Below are 17,724 nucleotides of genomic sequence, written 5' to 3'. Positions count from 1 at the left end.
CTCCGGCCGGCCGACCAGGGGGCCCGGGGTCAGCGGGCGGTGGTCAGCCGGCTGTCGACGGCGGTGAGGCGCGCGCACTCCGGGCAGCCGGTGCGGCCCACGCCGACGCGCTGCCACTTCTGCGTGCCCCAGACCTGGACGATGGCCCCGCAGACGGCCAGCTCCACCTCGCCGTCGAGCTCGGCCGGCGGGCGGTGGGCCTCCACGGCGTGCCACGGGTAGCTCGGTTCGGTGCGCGGCCCGCCGGACCAGCGGTCGGGACGGGCGAAACCCACGGCGTACGTGCTCACCTGCAACCAGTGCCCCACGTCACGGCCGGTCAATCACCACGATCGGGCGAAAGCGGCTCCCCGCCGACCGCCGTCGCCACCACGCTGCGCGACCGACCCGCCGGCGCCGCCGTCACCGGCGGTCACCCCGCCGGGGGACGGCGTTCGCGCGTTACCGTCGATGTCTCGCGCAGGAGGTGCACGTAGATGGATCCGATCAGCCTGCTGGTGGGCGCGGCGCTGCTCGGCGCCGGCTTCGTCGCCGGGCGACTGGGCCGGGGGCGGCGGAGCGCCCCGCCCGCACCGATGACCCCGCTCTGCGGCTGCGGGCACACGCTGAGCCAGCACGACACCGAGAGCAACACCTGCTACGCCGAGCTGCGGCGCGACACCTACGACAAGCGCGGTCGCTGGTCCGGTCACAGCTGGGTGCCGTGCACCTGCCGCCAGTACGTCGGCCCCCGGCCGATCGACGAGGTGTTCGTCCCGCGCGTGCTGCCGCCGAGCGACTGATCCCGCCTCCGGCCGGGCATGCACCTCCGGTGAGCACCCCGTCCGGGCGCCCTCGGGGCACCCGCACCGACGACCTGCTGGCCCTCACCGAGCCGGCCCGCGCACTGGTCAGCGCCGGCGCGCTCGCGGCCGGGTCCCCGCTGCTCCGGTTCGCCCCGCGCGGCGAGCCGCACCCGGTCGTCGTCCTGCCGGGCTGGCTGGCCTCCGACGCCTCCACCCGGACGCTGCGCCGCTGGATCGGCCGGCTGGGTCACCCCGTGGTCGGCTGGGACCTCGGCCGCAACCACGGGCCCCGGCCGGAGGTGGTGGACGGCGTCCGGGCGCTGGTGCAGCGGCTCGCCGACGAGCACGGCGGCCCGGTGAGCATCGTCGGCCAGAGCCTCGGTGGCATCTTCGCCCGTCGGTTGGCCGAGCGATCCCCGCAGCTGGTGCGGCAGGTGGTCTCGCTCGGCTCCCCGGTCGCCGGCGTGCCGTCCCGGCCGCGCCGCGCCGCCGTGGGCGCCGGCATGTACCAGGAGTACCGACGCCTGCGTGCGGTGCGGGACGTGCGTCCCGCCCCGGCGCTGCCGGTGCCGAGCACCTCGGTGTACTCGCGCTGGGACGGCGTCGTCGACTGGCGCACCTGCCTGCAGCAGGAGGGGCCGATCAGCGAGAACGTCGCCGTGCACGCCAGCCACCTGGGCATGGGGCTGGACCCGGCCGTGCTGTGGGTGGTCGCCGACCGGCTGGCCCAGCCCCGCGGCGCCTGGCGGCCGTTCCAGCGCCCGACCCGTCTCGGACTGCGCGCCTTCTTCCCCGCCGGGTGAGCGACGGGGCGCGGGCGGGGCCAGGGGCACTGGCCCCGCGCACGGCCGGCCGGCTCAGCTGCGCAGGAGCTCCCCGAAGCGGGCGCTGGTCTCGTCGATCGCCGTCTGCGCGGCCGGCGAGATCGTGCCCATGTCGAAGAAGCCGTGGATCATGCCGTCGTAGCGCCGCACGTCGGCGGGAACGCCCGCGGCGCGCAACGCCTCGCCGTAGGCCTCGCCCTCGTCCCGCAGCGGGTCGTACTCCGCCGTGACGACCACCGCCGGGGGCAGGCCCGAGAGCTCGGCGCCGTGCAGCGGCGACAGCCGCGGATCCTGCGCGTCGTCCCACGCGCCGGCGTAGTGGCCGTAGAACCAGTCCATGGTGTCCTTCTCGAGGAAGTACCCCTTGGCGTTCTCGATGCGGGACGGGTACTCGCCCTCGGCGTCCACCGCCGGGTAGATCAGGAACTGCGCCGCCAGCGGCGTTCCGTCGGCGTGCAGCACCTGCGCCACGACGGCGGCGAGGTTGCCACCGGCGCTGTCCCCGGCGACGCCCAGCCGCTGGTCACCACCGAACTCGTCGAGGTGCGCCGCGATCCACCGCGCAGCGGCCACCGCGTCGTCCGCCGCGGCCGGGAACGGGTGCTCCGGGGCCAGCCGGTAGTCGACGGCGACCACCACGGCGCCGCTCCCCCGGCAGACGTTGCGAGCCATGTTGTCGTGGGTGTCGAGGTCTCCGATGACCCACCCGCCGCCGTGGAAGAAGATCACCGTCGGGAAGGGCCCCTCGCCCTCCGGGCGGTAGACGCGGGCCCCCAGGTCGCCCTCGGCGCCGGGGACGGTGCGGTCCTCGGTGCTCCCCACGGGCACCAGCTGCTCCGGGGTGCGGGCGCCGTGGGTGAGCGCCAGGTACAGCGCCCGCCCGGCCTCGGGGGTGCCTTCGTACATGGGCGGCATGCCGGCCTGCTCCATCATGGTCAGCATCGCGGCGATGTTCGGGTCGACGGGCACGGGCGACTCCTGTTCTGGGTGGATGGGGGGAACGGTGCGGGCGGTCAGCGGTAGACGAGGGACGAGTCGTCGAGGTCGACGGCGGGCAGCGCCGTCCGTTCCTCCGCGTACTCCAGCAGGTGGGTCCAGGGCTCGCGGTCGCCCTGCTTGAACATGCGGCCCGCCGAGCGCATGACGTAGCCGGAGTTGAAGTTCTCGGGGTCGGCCCACGGCCGCAGCGGCATGTCGGCGTCCTCGGGGCGCAGGGTCGGGACGACCACGGTGGCCCCGCGCTCCTGCATGTGGGCGAGCAGCCGGCAGACGAGCTCGCTGACCAGGTCCGCGCGCAGCGTCCAGCTGGCCCGGAAGTAGCCGAACACGTAGGCCATGTTCGGCACACCGCTGATCATCGTGCCGCGCCAGGTGACCCGCTGGGTGAAGTCGACCGGCTCGCCGTCGACGGTGAACGCGATGCCGCCGAAGAGGCTCAGGTCGAAGCCGGTCGCGGTGACGACGACGTCCGCCTCGAGCTCCTCCCCCGACGACGTCCGGATCCCCGTCTCGGTGAACGTCTCGATCGTGTCGGTGACGACCGAGGCGCGCCCTTCCCGGATGGCGGTGAACATGTCGCCGTCGGGGAGCAGCGCCAGCCGCTGCTGCCAGGGCCGGTAGCTCGGGTTGAAGTGCTTGTCGATGTCGAACCCCTCGGGCAGCTGCGGGCGCATCGACTCGATGAGCAGCTCCCGCAGCTCGTCCGGCGCCTCGAAGGAGAGCCGGGTGATCTCGTCGCCCTCCGCGATGTAGGCCCGCCGGAGGATCTCGTGCGTCCACTCGTCCGGCACGTCCAGAGCGCGCAGGGTCTCGGCCAGCTCGTGGGTCTTGGGCCGGGCGAAGAAGAACGTCGGGGAGCGCTGGAGCATCGTCACGTGCGCGGCGGTGTCGGCCAGCGCCGGCACCAGCGTGGCCGCGGTGGCCCCGGAGCCGATGACGACGACGCGCTTGCCGGTGGTGTCCAGGTCGGCCGGCCACTGCTGCGGGTGCACGACCGCCCCGCGGAACCGGTCCATGCCCGGCCACTGCGGCCGGTAGGGCCGGTCGTGGTCGTAGTAGCCCTGGCACATCCACAGGAAGTCGGTCGTGAGGGCGAGCTGCTCGCCGGTGTCCTCACGCGTGACCTGGACGGTCCACCGGCGCTCCGCGGACGACCAGGACGCGGTCGTGACCCGGTGCCGGTACCGGATGCGCTCGCCCAGCCGGTCCTCGTCGATGACCTCGTCCAGGTAGGACAGGATCTCCTCCGACGTCGCGATCGAGGCACCCCGCCACGGCTTGAACCGGTACCCGAAGGTGAAGAGGTCGCTGTCGGAGCGGACGCCGGGATAGCGGTGCGTCCACCACGTGCCACCCCGGCTGTCGAGGGCGTCGAGGATGACGAAGCTCCGGTCCGGGAAGCGCTCCCGGAGGTGGTGCGCCGCCCCGATCCCCGAGATCCCCGCGCCGACGATCAGCACGTCCACGTGCTCCGTCGTCCCCGTCGTCACCGGCTGTTCCGCGATCGCCGTCATGCCCGTACTCCCCTTCGTGCGTGACCGGTATCACTCGCGAACGTAACGACGCGGAGCCGCTGTGAGCCATGACACAATCGGCCGCACCTTGATGAAATCGGCCAACCCCGTCCACGCCGCGGCCCGGGGCACGGGCAGCGCGGCGCTGCTGTGCGCGCTGGCCGAGGAGCACGGGCTGCCGCGCGGCCGCCTCCTCGGGGCCGCCGGCATCCCGGCGGCGGCCCTGGACGACCCGGCTGCCGAGATCACCGCCGAGCAGGAGGTCCGGCTGGTCGCCGCGCTGGCCGCCGAGCTGCCCGAGCACGGCGGCCTGGCTGCCGGGGTGCGCTACCGCCTGGCCACGTACGGCATCTGGGGCTTCGCCCTCCTCTCCAGCCGCACGCTGCGCGAGGGGCACGAGGTCTCGATGCGCTTCCTCGACCTGACCTACGCGCTCACCCGGGTCAGCGCCCAGGAGGACCACGGCGAGCTCGCCCTCTTCTTCGACGACCTGGAGCTGCCCGAGCCGGTGCGCCGGTTCGTCCTGCTGCGCGACGCGTCGGCCGCGCTGCAGCTGTGGCGCGAGTCCCTGGGCCGCCCCGTCGTCCCCCTGCGCGTGGAGCTGCGGCTGCCGCAGCCCGCCGACCCGGCGCCGTACCACGCCGCGTTCGGGGTGGCGCCGCGGTTCGGCGCCGCCCGCTCGGTCCTGGCCTTCGACGCCGCGCTGCTCGACCAGCCGCTGCCGCAGGCGGCGCCCCTGACCGCCGCCCTGTGCGAGGCGCAGTGCCGGGAGCTGCTCGAGCGACGGGTCTCCCGCCGCGGGCTGAGCGGTCAGGTCCGCGACCTGCTGCTCCGCCGCCCGCAGGAGATGCCCGGCCAGGAGGCCGTCGCCGCCGAGCTGCACATGAGCGTGCGGACGCTGCGCCGCCACCTCGAGGAGGAGGGGACGAGCTTCCGCGCCGTCGTGGACCAGACCCGGCGGCACCTCGCCGAGGAGCTGCTCGTCACCGTGGGGCTGAGCGTCGAGCAGGTCGCCGAGCGCATCGGCTACTCGGAGGCCTCGGCCTTCGTCCACGCCTTCCGGCGCTGGACCGGGGTCAGCCCGCGGCGCTGGGCGCGGTCGGCCCGCGCCGACGCGCACACCTGAGGCGCCCGCCGGCCCTCGGACGACCTGCCCGGCGGCTCAGGTCCACGCCTCCCCGGCGGCCAGCACGACCAGCGCCACCGTCGTGCCGACCTCCACCAGGGCGCCGAACACGTCACCGTTGACCCCGCCGAGCCGCCGGTCCGCGTGCCGGGTCAGCAGACCGGTCGCGGTGAGCGCCACCGCGACCGCGGCGACCGACCACGCCGCCTCCGCGGCGGATCCGCCCGTCGCCGGCACCGCCGCGGCCACCGCGACGACCAGCACCGCGGTCGCGACCACCCGCACCGCAGCCGAACCCGCGCCGGCCACCAGCACCCCCAGCGAGGACCCCGCTGCCGGTCGCCGCGCCGCCGCGTGCAGCACCGCCACCCGGCCGGTGACCGTCGCGAGGACGACGGCGAGCACGCCCTCACCCCGTGTGGCCCCGCCGAGGACGGCCGCCAGCGCGGCGACCTGCACCAGCACGGTGCAGGCGATCGCCGCGACGGCGAAGGCGCCCACCTCCGGGCGCCGCATGATGGCCAGCGCCTGCTCGGCCGGTCGCCCGCTGCCGAGGCCGTCGGCGAGGTCGGCGGTCGCGTCCAGGTGCAGCCCCCGCGTGAGCAGGGCGAGCGCCACGACGACCAGCGCCGCGGCCAGCAGCGGCGACCCCTCCGCGCCACCGCGCCAGACGGCCAGCCCGGGGAGGGAGGCGAGCCCGCCCAGCACCAGGCCGACCACCGGCAGCCAGCGCAGCACACCCGCCCCCGGGGTGCGCGCCCGTTCCGGCACGGGCAGCACGCTGAACAGGCCCAGCGCGGCGAGCAGCCCCCCGCTGCCCGCCACCGACCGCGGTGCCGCGCTCACCGCAGCCGCTGCGGGAGCCCGGCGGTGACCAGCCAGACCCGCTGGGAGGCGGCGGCGACGCGGGCGTTGAGGATGCCGAGCTCGTCGCGGTAGCGGCGGCCCGAGGCGGTGGCCGGGACGACTCCGGACCCGACCTCGTTGCTCACCGCGACCACCCGGCGGCGGGTGCCGGACCAGGCGTCCACGACGTCGTCGACCGCGGTGGCCAGCCGCGCATCGGCGCCCTCGGCCGCGGTCCAGACGCCGCAGTCGTCCATGACCCGGGCCAGCCAGGTGGAGAGGCAGTCCACGAGCAGCGGCGGCCCCGGCTCCCCCAGCACCCCGACGAGGTCGACGGTCTCGACGGTGCGCCAGGACGCCGGGCGGCGGTCGCGGTGCAGGGCCACGCGGTCGGCCCACTCGGGGTCACCGCCGTCGGCCGGCAGTCCGCAGGCCACGTACTCGACGCCCCTGGCGCGCGTCAGCAGCTGCTCGGCGTACCGCGACTTGCCCGAGCGCGCCCCGCCGAGCACCAGCACGCGGCGCGGTCGCCGCGGGATCACCGGACCCGCCCGGCGGTGTGCCGGGCGCGCAGCGCGGTGAGCAGCAGCTGCGCGGCGAGCACGGCGCCGATGCCCTCCCCCGCGCGCAGGCGCAGGTCGAGCAGCGGCTCGAGCCCCAGCTCGGTGAGCACCGCGGCGTGCCCGCGCTCGCGGCTGCGCTGGCCGGCGACCAGCGCCGGCTGCGCGGCCGGCTCCAGGCGCACCGCGACGACGGCCGCGACCGAGGTGACCAGCCCGTCGAGGACCACCGGCACCCCGGCCGCCGCCGCGCCGAGCGTGATCCCGGTGAGGACGGCCAGCTCCGGCCCACCGAGCGCCGCCAGGGCCGTCAGCGGCTCGTCGAGCGCCGGGCCGTGCTCGGTCCGCGCGCGGTCCAGGGCGCCGCGGACGACGGCCCGCTTGCGGTCGAGCATGGCCGCGTCGGCGCCCGCCCCCAGGCCGACGGCGTCGTCGGGGTCCAGGCCGAGCAGGCCGCAGGCGAGCGCGGCCGCCACCGTGGTGTTGCCGATGCCGACCTCACCGAGGCAGACCAGGCCGTCGGCGGCGAGCTCGTGCCCCAGCGCCCGCCCCTCCTCGACCAGCGCCTCGGCGACGGCCGGGGTAAGGGCGTCCGCGGTCAGCAGGTCGCCCTGGGCCTCCGGCGAGACCGCGTGGTGGGCGCGGACCCGCAACCCCGCCTGCCGGGCGGTCGTCGCACCGAGCGACTCACCGCTGCGGGTCGCGGCCAGCACGTCGGCGGTCACGGTGAGCGGGTAGGCGGAGACGGCGTGCGCGCCGGCGACGGGGTGGTCACCGGCCACGACCACGAGCGTGCCGGTGGCGGGCACGGGTCCGGGCAGGGCCAGCACGCGGTCGGCCGCGCGGTCGAGCACCCCGAGCGACCCGGGCACGGCGAGCAGGTCGTCTCCGGTGTCGCGCGCGGCCACCACGGCCTCCGGCCGCGGCCCGGCGAGGTGGCTGACCGGAGCGGCCGGGCTGTCGTCGGCCGGCCACCGCTCGTACAGGACGACGTCGTCCAGCGCGGCGCGGGTGGACCAGCCGTGCCGCACGAGGCCGGGCTCGGGCGGCCGCTCGTCGGGCCAGCCCAGGCACAGCCAGCCGAGGGTCTGCACGCCGTCGGGCAGGTGCAGCAGCTCGGCCAGGTCGGCCGGCTGGAAGAGCGTCACCCAGCCCATGCCGAGGCCGGCGGCGCGGGCGGCCAGCCACATGTTCTGGATGGCGCAGGCACAGCTCCACAGGTCGGCGTCCGGGAAGGTCGCGCGGCCCAGCACGCCGGTGGCGTGGGTGCGGCGGTCGCAGGCGACGACGACGCCCAGCGGCGCCTCGCGGACGCCCTCCAGCTGCAGGTCGAGCAGCCGGGCCCGGCGGTCGGGGGTGAGCAGCTCGGCCTGGCGCAGCCGCTCGCGGTCGGCGAGCACCGCCGCGCGGTCGCGGGTGGTCTGCTCGGTGACGACGACGAAGCGCCAGGGCTGCGAGTGCCCCACCGACGGCGCCCGGTGACCGGCCTCCAGGACCGACCGCAGCAGCTCCGGGGGCACCGGGTCGGGGCGGTAGCGGCGGATGTCCCGCCGCGCCCCGATGACCGTGTGCAGCGCCTCGACCGTGCCGGGGTCGAGGGCCCAGCCCGCCGGGTCCGCGGCCCGCTCGGCGGCATGGGTGCGATCGCCGATCACGGGGACCGGCCGGGGCCAGGTCATGCCTGCGACCTCCCTCAGGTGCTCCGCCTCCCGCCGGCACAACCCTCGCACGGTGGCGCGCCGATCCGGGCACCGGGCCGGATGATTCCCCCGGGCGGGGCCGGCGCTCCCGGTGCCCACCCCACCCGCCGCCCGTCCCGCTGCACCGGCCCCGGCCGGACTCCCACGGAGGAGGAACCCGTGAGCCTCGAGGTCGTCCGACTCGACCCCACCCCCGACCAGTACCGCTACAGCTTTGGCGGCCCCGTCGAGCCACTGCTGCGGGTGCGGCCGGGCACCGTCGTCGAGCTGACCACAGAGGACTGCTTCGGCGGCCGGGTGACCGGCCCCGACGACCTGCCCAGCCGGGTCTGCGACTTCTCGCAGCTCAACCCGGTGACCGGCCCGATCCACGTGGAGGGCGCCGAGCCCGGTGACACCGTCGCCGTCCACTTCGTGGAGATCGCGCCGGCCCGCGACCGGGCCGTGTCCACGACGTTCCCGCACTTCGGCGCGCTGACCGCGACGCACAGCACGGCGATGCTGCACGACCCCCTCGAGGAGGTCGTGTGGGTCTACGAGGTCGACCGGGAGCGGGGCATCTGCCTGTTCCGCCCGCGCCGCGGCGGCCCGGAGGTGGAGCTGCCGCTCGACCCGATGCACGGGACGGCCGGCGTCGCACCGGCCGGCGGCGAGGTGTTCGCCAGCATCACGCCGGGCGCACACGGCGGGAACATGGACACCCCCGAGCTGCGCGCGGGGACGACGGCGTACTTCGGCGTCAACGTGCCCGGCGCGCAGCTGGCGATCGGGGACGGCCACTGCCGCCAGGGCGAGGGCGAGGTCTGCGGCACCGCGGTGGAGGCGGCGATGCGCACCGTCGTCGTCGTCGACCTGGTCAAGGGCGCGGCCACGCCGTGGCCGCGGCTGGAGACCGACGACTTCCTCATGTCCACCGGCTCCGCCCGCCCGCTGGAGGACGCCTACCGGGTGAGCCAGCACGACCTGGTGACCTGGGCCGCCGAGCTGACCGGCTGGGACACCCTCGACGCCTACCAGCTGGTAAGCCAGGCCGGCCTCGCGCCGACCGGCAACGTCGTGGACACCAACTACACGATGGTCGCCAAGCTGGCCAAGCGGTACCTGGGCCGCGACGGCGTCACCGTCGCCGACGGCGTGCACGACCGGCTGCGGCAGACCGCGTCGGCCTATCTCGCCCAGCGCTGAGGGGCGGCGTCAGGGGGCGGCGTAGCCCGACGGCCGGAGCTCGAGCCGGCCGTCGCGAGGGTCCTCGGAGAACAGGAGCGCGCCGTCGCGCCGGCTGTCCGGCGGCACGTAGTCGACGACGGCGGAGGCCTGCTCCGCCTTCCGGCCGTCCCGGGAGAGGGCACCCGACACCTGCACCTGCGCGGCGGTCCGGCCACCGCTGTTCTCGACCCGGAAGTGGACGGCGTAGCCGTCCCCCCGTGGCTCGACCGCCGTCACGGTGACCGAGAGGGCGGGGTCCGCACCCCGTCCGGTCACCGCCTGCTGAGCCAGGAACCCCAGCAGGGCCACGACCAGCAGACCGCCCAGGGCACCCAGGACGTACTCCCCCGCCGTCGTCCGCTCCTGCCGGGCGCTCCGGTCCCCGGACTCCGCCATTCGATCCCCTCCCACTCACAGGATGAGCCGCGCTGCCGCGGCTCCGATGCTGGCCGGGAAGGCCAGCACGACGCACTGGCCGACGACGACGGCGGGCCCCGCGCCGTCGAACCGGCCGAACGTCCAGAGCACGTAGCCGGCGACCAGCAGCGCCACGGCGTACCCGACCACCGTCAGGGTGAGGAACGACCGAACGAACCCGCCGGTGGACCGTTCCTGCCCGCTGAAGCCGACGGCATAGACGAAGCCGTGCATCACGGCCAGGCTCAGGACGACCAGGGCCAGGGTGCCGAGGGTGCTGGTCCTCGCGGCCATGAGGACGACCTCCTCGGTCGGCGCGATGTTCGCGGCGAAGACCACCGCACCGGCGAGCATGAGGAAGACCTCGTGCCCGTAGTGGCCCGGCTCCCGCCGCCGGCTGCCGAGCCCCAGCTGGCTCCGGGCGTACGACGCGCCGACGGCAGCCGGCAGGGCCTCGATCGCGACCACGGAGAACGCGTCCTCCCAGTTCTGGATCGGGTCGATGACGCCCAGCACCCCGAGCACCAGCGCCGTCGCTCCCGCGGCGACCAGGAGGGCGACGCCGGCGTCGGCCAGGTAACCCCCCACGCCGACGCCGCCGGGCCCGGTGCCGAAGTACCGGGAGAGGGCGATCACCAGGGCGACGGTCGCGGCCACCAGCAGCGCCAGCCGGTACCGCTCGACGGTGTGTGCCAGCCGCCACAGCTCCATCGTCATCATCAACGGCAGGGCGAACAGCAGCGCCCCACCGAACGCCCGGCCGACCCCCCTCGCCAGCTCGTGGTCGCGGGTGGCGGTCACCCCGCCCCCGCTCCGCCCGCACCGGGGCCGGCAACCGGGCTCGTCGCCTCCCCCACGACCGGCTGCGGGGGAGGTGGCTCCGGTCGCCCCTGGGCGCGGGCGCAGGCGTGCGCGATGGGGACGTCGGTCGACGAGTGCGCCAGGATCGAGGCGAGGACGACCAGCGCCACGAGGTGGAACATCGCGTCTGCCCCGGGCACCCCGGCGTCGAGGACGAACCCGGCGAGCAGGAGGAGGACGGCGGTGGAGAGCACGGTCCGGTTCGCCAGCCCGGAGAAGAGCACAGCGGCGAACAGCAGCAGCGCGAAGGCGAGGAGGAGCTCCACGGCCGTCCCCTACCCCCGGTCCCGCCCGTCGACCTCATGACGGTTTCCGGACGAAAGCCCCGGTAGGCGTGAGGGGGCGGTTGCGGCGAGCAGCAGCACCTCTCGCTCGACGCCCTCCGGCTGGGGACGACCGGCGGCGGCGCGGGAGCGCCGACCGGTGGCAGCCGACCGGGCCGTCACAGGATCGTCGGGTCGACCCCCGTTGCCCCGTGGGGAACGCCGGGTAGCGATCCCTGCCATGGACCGGGACGCCGAGCAGCACCGCCCCTCCCGCCCGCGCGCCGAGGCCGCCGACGGGGTCGGCCGGTTCGGCGTCCGCGCCCTGCTGGGGTGGGCCGCGCTGCTGGTCGGCGCCGTGCCGTTCCTGCTGCTCCTGCTGCTGGTGCAGCAGGAGTGGTCGCCGCTGGCCTCGCTGGACGGCGAGGTGGCCGCCGACCTCAACGCGGTGGTGAGCGACTCCCCCGCGCTGGTCCGGGTGCTCCAGGCGGTCACCGACCTCGGCAGCAACGCGGCGGTGATCCTGCTGTTCACGCTGACCACCGCCTTCCTGCTGATCCGGGGTCAGCGCCGGCTGGCCGCTTTCGTCGTGACCACCGGCGTCGGGATGGCGATCCTGGTACCGCTGACCAAGGCGCTCATCGGCCGCGCGCGGCCGGTCGTGGCGAGCCCGGTCAACGAGCTGCCCTCCAACGCCAGCTACCCCAGCGGCCACGCGACGCTCTCGCTGGTGACCTTCGGGATGCTGGCGCTGCTCGTCCTGCCCGCGGTGCGCCGCCGCGCGCGGCCGTGGGTCGTGGCCGCGGCGTTGCTGCTGACCCTCGCCGTGGGCTTCACCCGGCTGGCCCTCGGTGTCCACTTCGTCACCGACGTCCTCGCCGGGTGGTTCCTGGGGGCGGGGCTGCTGGCGGTCACGACGGCGGCCTTCCGCGGCTGGCAGCACGACCACCGCCGGCGGACGGCGGCGGCGCCGGACCCCCTGGACGTCGACCCCCACGAGGTGCCGCACCTGGCCACCTCCGGCCAGTCCGCGCTACCGGACGGTCGTCGCACGGCGCTCCGGCTGATGGGCGCTGCCACCGCGCTCTCCCTGGTGCTGATCGCGCTGGGGCTGCTGGTCACCGCGGTGCTCGGCGACAGCCCCCTCGGCCGGTTCGACCGGGAGGTCGTCCGCACCGTCGTCGAGCTGCGCACCCCCACCTGGACCGACGTCGCCACCACGGTCGAGCGGCTGGCGGGGACACCCGCGTTCATCGCGGTGTCCCTCACCCTCGCCGTCGTGTCGCTCGCGATCACCGGCAGCCGGCGGCCGGTGCTCTTCGTCCTCGTCACCGTGCTCGGGGAGCTCGGCATCTACTTCGTCGTCTCGCGCACCGTGGAACGCGCCCGGCCGCCGGTGGCCGACCTGACGTCGGGTCTGGTGACCCAGGCGAGCTGGCCGTCGGGCCACGTGGCCGCCGCGGTGGCGCTCTACGGGGCACTTGCCGCGCTCGTCATCACCTTCGGCCGCGGCCGGTGGCGGTGGGCGGCGCTCGCCGTGCCCGTCCTGGTGGCCCCGGCGGTCGCGCTGGCCCGCATCTACACCGCGGCGCACTACCCGACCGACGTGCTCGCCGGGCTGGTCCTCGGCACCGTGTGGGTGCTGGTGTGCTGCCGCCTGCGCCTGCGCGGGGTGGCGGACGAGGTGCGCTACCCCCGGTCCCGGGTGGCCGGTGAGCCGGCGGGCCGCTCGGTCGCCGTCACGGAACCGCGAGGCGGCTTGACCCTGTCGCGCTCCGGTCCGGGGTAGAGCCGTCCACCACGCCGGGCATCCACCGCGGGCCCTCCCCGCACCCGCCGACGTGGCTCGGCCCCGCAGGCGTCCGGCGACGCCAAAGCCGGTTGTGCACGACCGGATCGTCATCACATCGACACACCGCCCCTGGCGGTCCCGGGGTACTCCTGCCGCATGACCGACGTGACCTCCTTCGACGGCACCCGCCTGGCCCTCCACTCCTGGGGAGCCGAGGACGCCCCCCTCCTGGTCCTCGTGCACGGGTTGGGGATGTCGACCGACTCCTGGGGGGAGGTGCCCGAGCGGCTCGCCGCGCGCTACCGCGTCGTCGGGTACGACCTGCGCGGGCACGCGCAGAGCGGGGACGCGCGCTCGGGAAGCTACGGCCTCGCCGCGCACGCCCAGGACCTCTCCGCGGTGCTCGGCGCCGTCGTGCCCGAGGGGGGCGCCGCGGTGGTCGTGGCGCACAGCCTCGGTGGCGGCATCCTGCTTGCCCACGTGGACCGCTCCGGTGACGAACGCATCGGCGGGGTGGTGTTCGTCGGCTCGGGTGGCTCGGGCGTGACCGCTCCCGGGTTCCCGGCGCGGCGCCTCCCCCGGCGGACACAGGCACAGCTGCGGTCGACCTGGTTCTCGCTGCTGCGCACCGGCGCGCGGCTGGGCCGGCGGATCCGGCCGGTACGCACCGTGTCCGACCGGGCCATCCGGCGCTTCGCCTTCGCCCCGGGCGAGCCGGTCGAGCTCGTCGAGCGGGTCCGTGACGACTTCCTGAGCACCCGGCCGCTCGCGCTGGCCGGCACCACCCTGGCCAGCCTCTCGCACAACGGCGTGGAGCTGGCGCCGTCCCTGCGGGTGCCCACGCTCCTGGTGCACGGCAGCCGGGACCCCGAGGTCCCCCAGGATGAGATCGACGAACTGCTGTCCGAGCTGCCCGACGGCGAGCTCGTCACGGTCCCCGGCGCCGGCCACATGCTCCCCCTGACCAACCCCCACGTCGTCGTCGACCAGGTGTCCCGGTGGGCCCAGCGGGTCGCCGGTCGCCAGGACGCGGCGGCTCAGCCGTCGACGGCCACCTCGATCACCGGGTAGCCAGCGGCGCCGTCCGGCGCGACCGGGGCCCGCTGGTCGGTCTGCACCTCACCGCCTCCGTCGGTCGCCCGGGCGGCGATGCGGTGCCGGCCGGGCGTCGCGTCCCACGGCAGGTACCACTGCCGCCAGCAGTCGACGTCGAGCGACTCGGCGAGCTCGGCCTGCTGCCAGGGCCCGTCGTCGATCCGGACCTCGACCCGCTCGATCCCACGGGTCGGTGCCCAGGCGACACCGGCGATCGGCCGCCGCCCGGGCTCCACCGCGGCACCGGAGCGTGGCACGTCGATGCGCGCCTGCGTCTTGACCGGCCCCTCCTTGGCCCAGCCGCGGGGGATCCAGTAGCCGTCGACGCCCCAGTCGGTGAGCTCGATGGCCGAGAGCCACTTGGTCGCCGACACGTAGCCGTAGAGGCCGGGCACCACGAGCCGGGCGGGGAAGCCGTGCTCGGCGGGCAGCGGCTCGCCGTTCATGGCGACGGCGACCATGGCCTCCTCGACGTCGAGGGCGGTGAGCACCGGGAAGCCCGCGGTGAAGCCGTCGACGGAGCGGCCGACGAGCTGGGTGGCCCCCTGCTGCAGACCGGCCCGGTCCAGCAGCGCCCGGAGCGGAACGCCCTGCCAGCGGGCGTTGCCGACGAGGTCCCCGCCCACCTCGTTGGAGACGCAGACCAGCGTCACGTCGGCCTCGATCTGCGGGAGCGCCATCAGCTCGGCGTAGGTCAGGCTGAACGGCCGGTCGACCATCCCGCGGATCTCCAGCCGCCAGTCGTCGGGGTCGACGGTGGGCACGCGCAGCGCCGTGTCGATCCGATAGAACTCCGCGTTCGGGGTGAAGAGCGGGGTGAGCCCCGGGATCTCCAGGTCCGCCTCGGCGGGAACCGGCCCGGCCGGCCGCGCCGGCACGGGGAGCCGGATGGCGGCGCGCAGGCTGTCGAGGCGCTCGCGCCCGGACAGCAGGTAGCCGCCGACGCCGGCGAGGACGCCGAGCAGGGTGGCGCCGCCGGTGACGGCCAGGAAGCGACGGCGGTCGAGCGAGCTGAGGACCGGTGCGCCGTCTGCGCCGGCTCTCGGCTCCGCGAGCAGTGCCCGGCTGGGCAGCGCCCGCAGCAGCACGTACAGCACGGCGACGCCGGCGGCGGCGCCGATCGCGCCGACGAGCGCGCTGAGGAGCCCCGGGGTGCGGTCGTCGGTCAGTGCGACCACGACGCCCAGGGCCGCGAACAGGGCGATGCCGCCGGCGGCCAGGGCGAACCGCCGCCGGGCGAGCAGCCCCAGGCCGGCCCCGAGGAGTGCGGACACGACCAGGATGCCCCCGATCAGCACCGGCTTGTCCGCCGTGCCGAGGGTGGCGATGGCCCACTGCTCCAGCCACCCGGGCACGCTGTCGATGACCGTGTCGCCCACCGCGATGATCAGCGAGGGCGCCCGGGGGATCGCCCCCGCGGCCAGTTCCTCCACGCCGAGCGCCACGGCGACCGCGGCCAGGCCGGCCGCTGCGGCGCCGCCGCGGCTCGACGGCCGGGTGCCACCCGGGGCTCCTGCTGCGCGCGCCGCGTCGTCCACCACCCCCGCCCGATGTCCCGGTTGCCGTCACCGGACACCGCCGTGGCCGAGATCGACGCCGAACCGTCACGAACCCTCAGCCCGGGGTCGTTGCGGTCCCGTGACGCCCTATGTGGCTGGCCAACGTCGGCATGGTGGAGCGCGCCGTCGACCGGATCGTCGAGGAGCAGCCGGACGTCGTCCTGCTCGGCGGAGACTTCATCTACGGCGAGGACAGCCCTCCGGGGCCGAAGGTGGACGCGGTCATGGAGATCCTCGCCCCGCTCGTGGACGCCGGGATCCCGACCTACGCGGTCCTCGGCAACCACGACTACCACGCCGGCGGAGCCGACGAGATGACCCGCGCCCTGGAGGACGCCGGCATCCCGGTGCTGCAGAACGAGGCGCTGACGATCCCCGGGCCCGACGGCGCCGAGCCGCTGTACCTGGTGGGCATCGGCCCGGTGCGACCCGGTCTCGCCGATGCCGAGGCGGCCCTGGCCGGGGTTCCGGAGGATGCGGCGCGGCTGGTGCTGATGCCCAACCCGCTGAGCTTTCCCGAGCTGCCGGCGGGCTCCGCTCCGCTGGCCGTGGCCGGGCACACCCACTGCGGCCAGATCGCCCTGCCCTTCTCCGACCACTGGTCCTGGTTGGAGGTGACCGCGGAGGAGAAGATCGTGGCCGACGCGTGGGGAAGGCAGGGCTACGGGGCGGAGGGCAACCGCCTCTTCGTCACGTGCGGGCTCTGCTTCAGCGTCGTACCGGTGCGGATCAACGCGCCCCCGCAGGTGGTCTTCTTCGACCTCCGGCGCGGGGAGGGCTGAGTCCGCACTGCCCCGCGCCATCGGCACGTCCCGCAGCGGATCAGGGCCGGCGGCCGGCGAGCCCGATCGCTCCCCAGCCGCGCAGCGGCCGGCCGACGACGTCGGACGCCACCTCCAGGGCCCGCCTCCGCAGGCTCCGCGCGCGCCACTGCACCGGGTCGACGCGCTCGCTGCGGCCCACGTCCTCGTCGAAGTGCGCATCCAGCAGGGCGGCCACCGACGGATCGTCGGCCACCAGGCACACCTGCTCGTTCAGCGCGAGGGACCGGGTGTCGAGGTTCGCCGTGCCCAGCATCGCGACCGCGCCGTCGACCGTGACGACCTTCGCGTGCAGCAGCGACGGCTGGTACCGCCAGATCTCGACCCCGGCATCGAGCAGCGGCTGGAAGTCCAGCTCCCCCTGGAGGTGTACCGACGACCGCTCGACGCGGGGTCCGGCGACCAGCACCTGCACCTGGACGCCCCGCTCGGCGGTGGCGACCACCAGCTCGCGGAGCCAGCGCGGCAGCCGGATGTAGGGGGTGGTGACACGGACGCGCCGGCGCGCCGACCGCAGCAGCGCGGCGACGGCCACGGCGGCCTCGCTCCAGCCCGGCTGGGACGGCGGCCGGATGACCTGGACCGCCGTGCCGCCCGCCGCGGCGAGCTCGGGGAACCGGTCGTCGTCGGACACCAGTCCCCCGGGGAGCCGGACCTGGGCCTGCATCCACGTCTGGAGGAACGCCGACCGCAGACCGGCGACCGCGGGGCCCTCGACGCGGACGGCGGTGTCCCGCCAGCTCCCCGGGTGCCGACCGTCCCCGGTCCACGTCGTGTCCACCCCGGTGCCGCCGGTGAACGCCACCGTCTCGTCGCAGAGCAGCACCCGCCGGTGCGTGCGCAGGTTGAAGACGCTGATGCGCGCGGTGTGGAGCGGCCGGTAGAAGAAGACGGTGCACCCGGCCTCCCGCAGCACCCGGAGGTCGGCCCGGTCGATCTGCTTGGCCCCGTAACCGTCGAGCATGATCCGCACCCGGACGCCGTCCCGGGCCCGGTCGGCGAGCGCCCCGGCCATCTGGTGGGAGATCTCACCGCCGCGCCAGGAGAACCACAGGAGGTCGACGGTCCGCCGCGCCGCGGCGACGGCCGCCAGCAGCGCCGGGAACGTCTCGTCGCCGTCCTTCAGGACGTCGACCCGGTTGCCCTCGGTGAACGGAACGCCGACCAGCGCCTCGAGCACCCGCCGGGGGCTCGCCTCCGTGGCGGCGCTCGCGGCCCGACGGCCGCGCTCCCCCGATCGCACCCCGGCCGGGGCCACCCCGTCCACCGCACGTCCGGCAGGCACGCAACGCTCCTCTCGATCCGCACGTCGGTCGCCGACGGGGTGTCCGGGAACGCTGCGGCTGAACCGCGCCC

Annotated in this window: 18 protein-coding genes; 7 read left to right on the top strand and 11 right to left on the bottom strand. The window is 75.7% G+C overall.

Translation table 11 applies throughout. The annotated features are described in order from the left end of the window. Positions 1 to 29: 29 nt before the first annotated feature. Positions 30 to 290: a hypothetical protein gene (locus ACI79Q_RS08660; protein ID WP_456588963.1), complete on the bottom strand. Its 261-nt coding sequence runs from the start codon at positions 288 to 290 to the stop codon at positions 30 to 32. A 186-nt stretch (positions 291 to 476) separates the two neighbouring features. Between ACI79Q_RS08660 and ACI79Q_RS08655 the strand changes: the two genes are divergently transcribed. Both ACI79Q_RS08655 and ACI79Q_RS08650 read left to right on the top strand, forming a co-directional pair. After that, positions 477 to 782, top strand: a complete 306-nt coding sequence (locus ACI79Q_RS08655) for a hypothetical protein (RefSeq protein ID WP_456588962.1) — start codon at positions 477 to 479, stop codon at positions 780 to 782. Between the two features lie 29 nt (positions 783 to 811). Beyond that, positions 812 to 1,588, top strand: a complete 777-nt coding sequence (locus ACI79Q_RS08650; RefSeq protein WP_456614542.1) for an esterase/lipase family protein — start codon at positions 812 to 814, stop codon at positions 1,586 to 1,588. 54 nt (positions 1,589 to 1,642) lie between these two features. Here ACI79Q_RS08650 and ACI79Q_RS08645 read toward each other — a convergent pair whose 3' ends face one another. Together ACI79Q_RS08645 and ACI79Q_RS08640 are read right to left on the bottom strand one after the other, a co-directional pair. Beyond that, complete coding sequence (locus ACI79Q_RS08645) at positions 1,643 to 2,578, bottom strand: alpha/beta hydrolase (RefSeq protein WP_456588960.1); 936 nt, start codon at positions 2,576 to 2,578, stop codon at positions 1,643 to 1,645. A 44-nt stretch (positions 2,579 to 2,622) separates the two neighbouring features. Then, the gene (locus ACI79Q_RS08640; protein WP_456588959.1) at positions 2,623 to 4,122 is read right to left on the bottom strand and encodes a flavin-containing monooxygenase; all 1,500 of its coding nucleotides are present in this window, start codon (positions 4,120 to 4,122) and stop codon (positions 2,623 to 2,625) included. A 61-nt stretch (positions 4,123 to 4,183) separates the two neighbouring features. Between ACI79Q_RS08640 and ACI79Q_RS08635 the strand changes: the two genes are divergently transcribed. Next, positions 4,184 to 5,248, top strand: a complete 1,065-nt coding sequence (locus ACI79Q_RS08635; protein ID WP_456614541.1) for an AraC family transcriptional regulator — start codon at positions 4,184 to 4,186, stop codon at positions 5,246 to 5,248. Positions 5,249 to 5,284: 36 nt separating this feature from the next. Here the strand turns inward: ACI79Q_RS08635 and ACI79Q_RS08630 are convergent, their stop codons facing one another. Genes ACI79Q_RS08630 through bluB form a run of 3 tightly spaced genes read right to left on the bottom strand, consistent with a single transcriptional unit; the run spans position 5,285 to position 8,333 of the window. Next, positions 5,285 to 6,094, bottom strand: a complete 810-nt coding sequence (locus tag ACI79Q_RS08630; RefSeq protein ID WP_456599153.1) for an adenosylcobinamide-GDP ribazoletransferase — start codon at positions 6,092 to 6,094, stop codon at positions 5,285 to 5,287. After that, on the bottom strand, positions 6,091 to 6,636 hold the full coding sequence (locus tag ACI79Q_RS08625) for a bifunctional adenosylcobinamide kinase/adenosylcobinamide-phosphate guanylyltransferase (RefSeq protein WP_456588956.1): 546 nt from the start codon (positions 6,634 to 6,636) through the stop codon (positions 6,091 to 6,093). The genes ACI79Q_RS08630 and ACI79Q_RS08625 overlap by 4 nt, the downstream gene beginning before the upstream one ends. Then, positions 6,633 to 8,333 (bottom strand): 5,6-dimethylbenzimidazole synthase, encoded by a 1,701-nt coding sequence (bluB, locus tag ACI79Q_RS08620; RefSeq protein WP_456599152.1) that lies wholly within the window; start codon positions 8,331 to 8,333, stop codon positions 6,633 to 6,635. The genes ACI79Q_RS08625 and bluB overlap by 4 nt, the downstream gene beginning before the upstream one ends. A gap of 180 nt (positions 8,334 to 8,513) precedes the next feature. On the opposite strand from bluB, the gene ACI79Q_RS08615 reads away from it, so the two are divergent. After that, positions 8,514 to 9,539, top strand: coding sequence for an acetamidase/formamidase family protein (locus tag ACI79Q_RS08615; RefSeq protein ID WP_456588954.1), 1,026 nt, complete (start codon positions 8,514 to 8,516; stop codon positions 9,537 to 9,539). 9 nt (positions 9,540 to 9,548) lie between these two features. Here the strand turns inward: ACI79Q_RS08615 and ACI79Q_RS08610 are convergent, their stop codons facing one another. From ACI79Q_RS08610 to ACI79Q_RS08600, 3 genes are read right to left on the bottom strand one after another with little or no spacing between them, the layout of a single operon-like run. Then, complete coding sequence (locus ACI79Q_RS08610; RefSeq protein WP_456614540.1) at positions 9,549 to 9,956, bottom strand: TIGR02588 family protein; 408 nt, start codon at positions 9,954 to 9,956, stop codon at positions 9,549 to 9,551. A 15-nt stretch (positions 9,957 to 9,971) separates the two neighbouring features. Beyond that, entirely contained in the window at positions 9,972 to 10,778 is an 807-nt protein-coding gene (locus ACI79Q_RS08605) for a TIGR02587 family membrane protein (RefSeq protein ID WP_456598393.1), read from the bottom strand. Beyond that, on the bottom strand, positions 10,775 to 11,104 hold the full coding sequence (locus tag ACI79Q_RS08600; protein ID WP_456614539.1) for a hypothetical protein: 330 nt from the start codon (positions 11,102 to 11,104) through the stop codon (positions 10,775 to 10,777). The genes ACI79Q_RS08605 and ACI79Q_RS08600 overlap by 4 nt, the downstream gene beginning before the upstream one ends. A gap of 238 nt (positions 11,105 to 11,342) precedes the next feature. Between ACI79Q_RS08600 and ACI79Q_RS08595 the strand changes: the two genes are divergently transcribed. Then, positions 11,343 to 12,890 carry a phosphatase PAP2 family protein gene (locus tag ACI79Q_RS08595; RefSeq protein WP_456614538.1) on the top strand — a complete coding sequence of 516 codons (1,548 nt, stop codon included), beginning with the start codon at positions 11,343 to 11,345 and terminating at the stop codon, positions 12,888 to 12,890. Between the two features lie 159 nt (positions 12,891 to 13,049). Further along, positions 13,050 to 13,964, top strand: a complete 915-nt coding sequence (locus ACI79Q_RS08590) for an alpha/beta fold hydrolase (RefSeq protein ID WP_456614537.1) — start codon at positions 13,050 to 13,052, stop codon at positions 13,962 to 13,964. Here ACI79Q_RS08590 and ACI79Q_RS08585 read toward each other — a convergent pair. Next, a complete protein-coding gene (locus ACI79Q_RS08585) occupies positions 13,931 to 15,526 on the bottom strand; it encodes a sulfite oxidase (protein ID WP_456613015.1) in 1,596 nt (531 codons plus the stop codon). The genes ACI79Q_RS08590 and ACI79Q_RS08585 overlap by 34 nt on opposite strands. Positions 15,527 to 15,636: 110 nt before the next feature. On the opposite strand from ACI79Q_RS08585, the gene ACI79Q_RS08580 reads away from it, so the two are divergent. Then, the gene (locus tag ACI79Q_RS08580; protein WP_456614536.1) at positions 15,637 to 16,329 is read left to right on the top strand and encodes a metallophosphoesterase; all 693 of its coding nucleotides are present in this window, start codon (positions 15,637 to 15,639) and stop codon (positions 16,327 to 16,329) included. Positions 16,330 to 16,369: 40 nt separating this feature from the next. On the opposite strand, the gene ACI79Q_RS08575 is transcribed toward ACI79Q_RS08580, so the two are convergent. Continuing rightward, positions 16,370 to 17,653: a phospholipase D-like domain-containing protein gene (locus ACI79Q_RS08575; protein ID WP_456588946.1), complete on the bottom strand. Its 1,284-nt coding sequence runs from the start codon at positions 17,651 to 17,653 to the stop codon at positions 16,370 to 16,372. Positions 17,654 to 17,724: the final 71 nt, after the last annotated feature.

It is taken from the genome of Blastococcus sp. SYSU DS0828, assembly GCF_054050975.1.
Note: the sequence above shows the minus strand (reverse complement) of the source record. Positions and strands in the feature narration are given on the sequence as shown.

Coding starts and splice junctions, on each gene's coding strand:
- ACI79Q_RS08655 (WP_456588962.1), top strand. CDS start 477: ATGGATCCGATCAGCCTGCTGGTGGGCGCGGCGCTGCTCGGCGCCGGC.
- ACI79Q_RS08640 (WP_456588959.1), bottom strand. CDS start 4,122: ATGACGGCGATCGCGGAACAGCCGGTGACGACGGGGACGACGGAGCAC.
- bluB (WP_456599152.1), bottom strand. CDS start 8,333: ATGACCTGGCCCCGGCCGGTCCCCGTGATCGGCGATCGCACCCATGCC.
- ACI79Q_RS08610 (WP_456614540.1), bottom strand. CDS start 9,956: ATGGCGGAGTCCGGGGACCGGAGCGCCCGGCAGGAGCGGACGACGGCG.
- ACI79Q_RS08595 (WP_456614538.1), top strand. CDS start 11,343: ATGGACCGGGACGCCGAGCAGCACCGCCCCTCCCGCCCGCGCGCCGAG.
- ACI79Q_RS08590 (WP_456614537.1), top strand. CDS start 13,050: ATGACCGACGTGACCTCCTTCGACGGCACCCGCCTGGCCCTCCACTCC.
- ACI79Q_RS08580 (WP_456614536.1), top strand. CDS start 15,637: ATGTGGCTGGCCAACGTCGGCATGGTGGAGCGCGCCGTCGACCGGATC.